Origin of the sequence: Bartonella queenslandensis AUST/NH15 (assembly GCF_000312585.1) — a bacterium.
GTDB classification, from domain to species: domain Bacteria; phylum Pseudomonadota; class Alphaproteobacteria; order Rhizobiales; family Rhizobiaceae; genus Bartonella; species Bartonella queenslandensis_A.
In genome coordinates this window covers 45,125-51,503 of the sequence record NZ_HE997981.1, presented here as the reverse complement: position 1 = coordinate 51,503, position 6,379 = coordinate 45,125, and the positions used below count along the sequence as shown (strand labels likewise).

Here is a 6,379-nt window from a genome sequence, read left to right as displayed (position 1 = left end):
TTGACACTTTCCGAACCCTCCTATAGCCAAAATTGCCATAGTCGCTAGAGCCCATGATTTGCGGGCTTTTTCGCTGTTTGCAATTGACTCCCTCTCTATAAAAACACTCCGTTTTTCTCTAATTTTTCTCCTATATATGCGCCTTTCCTGAAAAGCTCCGTACTTGGAAAAGGAAAGTACGGAGCTTTTAGTCATGAGAAATCAAGGGGTTGGCAATTGACCAGTTCGCACCAGTCTATGCCTATCATTGACTACTGGTGAATATCGCTGATCCAATCGTTGAGATCGCAATTCGTATCTTGCCGGATCATTAAGATTGGCTGGTACTCATACACTGACTTGTTATAAGGAATCGGCTCATCATTAAGCCCAAAGAATTGTTTCAAAGATTTACTCAGTGCCGACTTTTGCGTCCTCATTCGGTTCCAATCATCATGGCCAAATAAAGTTTGTAGATTCTCGCGGTTTAACCCCGGCCCCCAAAGAGCAAACGCCATTAACAAGAACCATTTGTCAGACGGCTTTTTCTCTCGCTGGGAAGCGACAAACATACCCGGGATATGGAGGCGTTCATAATTTACGGCTGTCTCTTCGCCACACTTAATGGAAATAACATCCCTAGCAAGGAATGTAATTGATATGTCTTTCCAAGTTGTTCCCGGAGGCAGCACCAGCTGATTAGCTTCACTGGGCTTGGCTGATTTTGGTAACACTGTTTTCAGCCAATTGGAGACGATAGTCTGAACGTTATTTTTGGCCGTGACCTTGCCTGCTGTATCGACGTCGAGCACATTATCTATACCAATCAGCTTAGATTTATGCCTGGTGCTTGCATCAGAACTAGCAGTGCTGATAAGACTGCTGGTCGATACAATTAACAAAAACGTCTGCTCGCCCAGACAAAGTTGATTGACAATTTTATCCAGCTGCGAGGATGTCTGACCCAAAAAGCAATAGACAGGAAAGCTTTGCTCGGCTTGCGGATTCATTACACCAAATTTCCAAAGAGCTGTATAATCTTTGATCTGTTCGTGTTGCTCGGTAAAACCAATAGCCTCAGCAATCTTGGTAGCTAGCTTTTTATGGTCTATACGATACAGCGCCAGCTCTGATTTTTTAAGCTTGCGGCGGTCGCATTGTTTGATTTCGGATGTACAAATGCCAACAATATCGTTTGGCCCATGTTGCACAACATCCATGTAACAGCCTGAATGGCGATTGCAGGGAATCGCTGATGCCTGCTCATTGGTGATTGAGAGGAACTCTTCTGGAAAGTTTTGCCATTCGGCTTTTACGCCCTTGCCCCCCGAGAGCTCTGTGAGTTTACGCCATGGCAGCAGTTGATACGGTGTCATAGCTCTCCTGATGGGCTACGGGTTGTGAGCTGTCTTTTTCTTCATTTTGCTCATGCACAAAGCCACGTTTGCGCAGCCACGTTTCAATCAGATGAGAATCTTCTTTACGATCAAAATTGGCCACATTTGGTGTTCGTAGCTTGACGATGCGTGGACGCTTGGTGTTTTCAAACTTGACCGAAAAACTGGCATAAACCAGTCTGCCAAAGTTTGGAAATTCACGATCTCTTGAGGCTAAGGATGCGAAAATATCGTTTGAGCGCAGGGTTTGCTTATCATTATAAGGCCCATGAAACTGGTGCTGAATTTCTACCAGCTTTACATCTTCCAGCCCATCAACATCAGCACAGGCCAAAGCGTCAACGCCATTATCGATGAGTGGCTGCAATGTATATTTTTCTGCGCCCGGAAAATACTCAGCCTGACCGAAGAGATGCTGGCTGAATAAATCCAAATACATGATGCGCTCTTTCTTGGCCCCTGACTTATTAAAGATGGCTAATTCATTATTGGCGCGGTCATATACGATTACATCATGAAACTCTGGGCGGTAAAAGACTGTCTTGGATAGACCCGACTCAATTTTACCCTCACGCTTAAACGGCATACCATGGCGGATTAGAAAGTATGTCTTGTCTTCGTCTTCTGCGCTAACGGGCAAAATTCGACAGCCAGTGCCGCGCCTGTTTTTCAAAAACCACGCATCCATATCCGCTTCCAGTGTTCGCATGGTTTCCGGTTTTGGAAGATCGAACTGGTCAGGGGATTTTTGCTCAGACTGGAAATAGATGAATGATTTTGGCTTGAGGATCATCGCCTCTGCGTGAGGGCGCTTTAAAAGCTCGGGATCGTGTAGCCATAATGCTAATGCCAAATCAGCAGCAGTTGAATCTTCATGCATATCAATATTATTGGCTTCAACGTGTTCGCTCAGCTGATCAAAATGCTCATCATCGGACATTTCCTGAATGAAGAATAAGGCTTCAACGAATTCAATATCCATATCTTCTGATGGATTCATCAGAACTTTGCAGAGTTTTTCAAAATCCAGCTCACCATCTTCATCCAAATTAAAACTAAAGCCACGCCCTATCAAGTAGCTTTTATACCGTTTAAGAAATGTAATCAAATTATCTTGCTGGATGTGCTTCAGAATATCAGGTTGAGCAAAACGTCGTAAATTATAGGTGCTCATTTTGTTACCCCCTCGTGGTTCGCTTAAGGAGAGCCTCAGTTCAACACCCCAGTAGACGTAAAGACCTTCCCAATTATTCCTACGTTCATTCGCTTGTCTTGCGGCAATGGCGCCAAGTTGTGGTGCTGTGAGTTTCGGTGTTTGACCACAAGCCAACAGCACGCCTTTAATCTTGAGCTCTTTGACAGAGTTGCTGCATTCATAGCGATGGCTATAAGAATATATAGAACTCTTTTGTGTTTAACAATATCGTTTTGAGACAATGCTAAGCATTGACTGCGCCGACAGTTTTCAAGTCATTTCAGTAAGTAACTCCTTGAACGACGCAATAATTCTCAAGGAGGTTTGCCATGTCTTCACTTCCCCCAAACCTAATAAATGAGCGCGATCGCCGCACCGAAGTGGCCCATTTGCTGGCTCTTGGTATCCTGCGCCTAAAGATTCGCCTGAACCATCAGTTCGAGCCAACAAATCCTTCTAATTCACTGGACTTTAGAGTTTTTCCAAGCATTCATACGCATGACGACAGACATAAAAACCAAGGAGAAACAGATGGATAAGACAGTTCTGGCGCGGGTAGTTGCACTGCCAAATATGTCTATATCAGAATTAAAGACATTATGGCGGGATGTCTATGAAGAAGAACCCCCCATTGGAAATAAGAGCCAAATCATTAGAAGGTTAGCCTACCGTTTACAAGAGCTTGCTTATGGTGTTGATCCGCAGATTGAGAACCGGATTAAACAGCAGGCCAATGAGTTATTCGGCTCTGGCAAAAAAAACAAGTCGAAGCGCAAGGTACAATATCAGCAACCCATCCCTGGCACCAAACTGGTCCGGGAATATAAGGGAATCGAACATCAAGTCACTATTTTAGAAGAAGGCTATGAATATGCAGGCTGCCTATACAAAAGCCTGTCAAAAGTCGCACTGGTCATCACAGGCAGCAGCTGGTCTGGCCCTGCCTTCTTCGGCTTAAACAACAAACCACAAGGAGGCAAACATTGAGGAAACCCACCTTGAAAAAGCGCTGCGCGATTTACACACGCAAATCCACCGAAGAAGGCTTAGACATGGAGTTCAACAGCCTTGATGCTCAACGCGAGGCTTGCGAGTCTTATATTTCTTCGCAAAAGCATGAAGGCTGGCTGCAGCTTCCCGATAATTACAACGATGGCGGATTCACAGGCGGTAATATGGAGCGTCCAGCCTTAAAACGCCTCATCGATGATATCAAAAGCGGCTTGATTGATACAGTTATTGTATACAAGGTTGATCGCTTATCGCGCTCTTTGACTGATTTTGCCAAACTCATCGAGTTATTTGATGATCACAAGGTTTCCTTTGTTTCTGTAACACAGCAGTTTAACACCACCACATCCATGGGCCGATTGACGCTGAATATTTTGCTTAGCTTTGCGCAATTTGAGCGAGAGGTGATTGGTGAGCGCATTCGCGATAAATTGGCAGCGTCTAAGCGTAAAGGCATGTGGATGGGCGGCGTCACACCAATGGGCTATGTGGTCAAAAACCGTGAGCTGGTTGTTGAACCCAATGAGGCGGAAGGCGTACGTAAAATATTCGATCTGTTTTTGATGACAAATTCGCCGATGCAAATGGTAAAAATGCTGCCGCAAATGGGCGTTGTGAGTAAGCAGCGCACAGCTAAAAATGGCCGCATCATTGGTGGTACAGCATTGGATAAAGGCGCACTTTATAAGATTTTGCAAAACCCCATTTACATTGGTAAAATCAAGCACAAAGAACAGCTTTATGATGGCCGCCATCCAGCGCTTATCGATATGGATAAATGGAATAAAGTCCGCACTCTTATGCAGGCAAACACTATCAATCGCGGCGTGATGACGAGGCGGAAAAGCAAGGCCATTTTAATGGGGCTTTTAAAATGCGGTGAATGCGAATGTGGATTGGTGGCAAACCAGACCCGTAAGAAAGGTGGCAGGCTTTATCGCTATTACATCTGTGAACATTACCGCAAGGGTATTAACCAGGATTGCAAGGTTCGTAATGTCAGTGCCAATGAAATGGAAGCGTTGATTTTGATACAGTTACAAGCTGTTTTTGCCTCGCCTGAAATGATCATAGAAACGTGGCGCGAGGCATATAAAGCGGATGAAAGCGTGACTGAAACGGAAGTTCGTGATGCGCTTGGCAATATCGCACCTATTTGGAAGGAGCTTTTTCCGGCGGAGCAGCAACGCATTCTTGAGCTGATGATTGAAAAGGTCATCGTCAATTATGAGTTTGTCGACATTAGGATCAGAGCTACAGGCATGGATAGTCTGGCTCGGGAATTGAATGAGCAAGACAAGCGACGCAAGGCATTTCAACCAAAAAAACTGGGGGAGCAAGCATGGATAAATGCATAAAAATGATGGCGAACAACACTATTTCAATCCGAGTGCCAATCCAGATCAAGCGATGCGGTGGCAAAAAAATGCTGATTTTGCCCGAAGGCTGTCAAATGCCCCAGCCCCACGAAGCCCCCAAACAAGACGAAACACTCGTCACGGCCTTGGCTAAAGCCTATTACTGGCAAAAGCTGATTGATATGGGGCGCTACAAATCCATTGATGATATGTCGCGCCAGCGCAATATAAATGCATCCTATATATCGCGAATATTACGCTTAAACCAGCTTGCTCCCCAAATCAAAAAAGCCATCTTGGATGGCACACAGCCACGCCAGTTAACCCTGCAGGATATGCAAACCCCATTTCCCGATCTTTGGGAAGATCAATTGAAGCATTTTGGATTTGCCTAATCCCGCTTCGGTGAAATTTCACCGAACAATCTGAAATTTTTTTCAAAAAAATTTAACGTACCAAAGCCCCGCATGTCGGGGCTTTTTTGTTTTTGCACCCTGATTAACGCACCGATTTTTAGAGCCTCCGGTGAATTTTCACCAGTCCCAGTTGCCCCGCCCGCGTGGCGGCTAACTGCAACTGGAGACGCAAACCATGAGCAAAAACAAATACCAAGGAATTGATCCTTATGTCGTAAACCAAGTCTGTTATCACGCACGCCGCTTAATCCAACACGAAGCCATCCATGGCGTAGAAGTCGAGGACTTCGAGCAAGAGCTGATGCTCGATTACATCTCGAGAAAGCAAGCCTATGACCCTGAAAAAGCAAAATGGTCGACCTTTATTGACCGCATTCTGAACCATAAATGCGCAAGCCTGATTGAAGTTGCTCGTGCACAAAAACGCGGCGCAGGTATGAGTGATTTTTCGCTCGATTCATGGCTTGAGGATAATGATGGTGAAGACGACGCTTTGCCTGATCCTGCAACACAAGATCTGACCAGCCGTGATCTGCAAATCGACCTTAAACGAGCTGTTCAGCAGCTACCGTTGCATCTCGTCCTGCTACTGGTTGATCTGCGAACGCTCAGCATCAGTGAAATCTCACGCAAAACCAAAATCCCACGCTCAACCCTCTACGGGACGCTGTTCGAACTTCGTGGATCGCTGCAGGAACGTGGCTTTGCGGAATATCTGCATTGAACCGCCGACAGTTTTTGAGACCTCTCGGTAAATAACTCCTTGAAGGCAGAAAACATGCCGGGTCCTCGCGGAAATACAAGACCCCTCAAGGAAATACCGCGACCGCTTTGCTCTTTGGGCGGCGTCAGAACCTGGCAGCCGAAGCGACATGACCAAAGAGCACTTTAACCCTTAACTCAAAGAGGCTGTCATGAAGATAAAAACTCTGCATGAGATTTTTCACATGTCGATTGGGCAACTGAAAGCCCTGGATGAACACGAAATCCGTCATTTCTTAACCAAAACCGAACTTCTGACCT

7 protein-coding genes are annotated in these 6,379 nt (G+C 45.5%); 5 read left to right on the top strand and 2 right to left on the bottom strand.

Annotation, left to right across the window (positions count from 1 at the left end):
• Positions 1-251: 251 nt before the first annotated feature.
• Together BN338_RS01915 and BN338_RS01910 are read right to left on the bottom strand one after the other, a co-directional pair.
• Positions 252-1,355, bottom strand: coding sequence for a hypothetical protein (locus tag BN338_RS01915; RefSeq protein ID WP_039758509.1), 1,104 nt, complete (start codon positions 1,353-1,355; stop codon positions 252-254).
• Entirely contained in the window at positions 1,324-2,706 is a 1,383-nt protein-coding gene (locus BN338_RS01910) for a hypothetical protein (protein WP_051018479.1), read from the bottom strand. The genes BN338_RS01915 and BN338_RS01910 overlap by 32 nt, the downstream gene beginning before the upstream one ends.
• Before the next feature lie 194 nt (positions 2,707-2,900).
• Here BN338_RS01910 and BN338_RS12020 point away from each other — a divergent pair, with 194 nt between their 5' ends.
• The 5 genes from BN338_RS12020 to BN338_RS01880 all read left to right on the top strand — a co-directional run bounded on the left by BN338_RS12020 (position 2,901) and on the right by BN338_RS01880 (position 6,080).
• Positions 2,901-3,110 carry a hypothetical protein gene (locus BN338_RS12020; protein WP_039758506.1) on the top strand — a complete coding sequence of 70 codons (210 nt, stop codon included), beginning with the start codon at positions 2,901-2,903 and terminating at the stop codon, positions 3,108-3,110.
• Positions 3,103-3,558: a DUF2924 domain-containing protein gene (locus tag BN338_RS01900; protein ID WP_039758503.1), complete on the top strand. Its 456-nt coding sequence runs from the start codon at positions 3,103-3,105 to the stop codon at positions 3,556-3,558. The genes BN338_RS12020 and BN338_RS01900 overlap by 8 nt, the downstream gene beginning before the upstream one ends.
• 11 nt (positions 3,559-3,569) lie before the next feature.
• On the top strand, positions 3,570-4,940 hold the full coding sequence (locus tag BN338_RS01895; protein WP_244427591.1) for a recombinase family protein: 1,371 nt from the start codon (positions 3,570-3,572) through the stop codon (positions 4,938-4,940).
• Positions 4,925-5,335 carry a hypothetical protein gene (locus BN338_RS01890; RefSeq protein ID WP_083868415.1) on the top strand — a complete coding sequence of 137 codons (411 nt, stop codon included), beginning with the start codon at positions 4,925-4,927 and terminating at the stop codon, positions 5,333-5,335. Before BN338_RS01895 ends, BN338_RS01890 begins: the two co-directional genes overlap by 16 nt.
• A gap of 196 nt (positions 5,336-5,531) precedes the next feature.
• Positions 5,532-6,080 (top strand): sigma-70 RNA polymerase sigma factor region 4 domain-containing protein, encoded by a 549-nt coding sequence (locus BN338_RS01880; RefSeq protein WP_156809235.1) that lies wholly within the window; start codon positions 5,532-5,534, stop codon positions 6,078-6,080.
• Positions 6,081-6,379 lie beyond the last annotated feature (299 nt).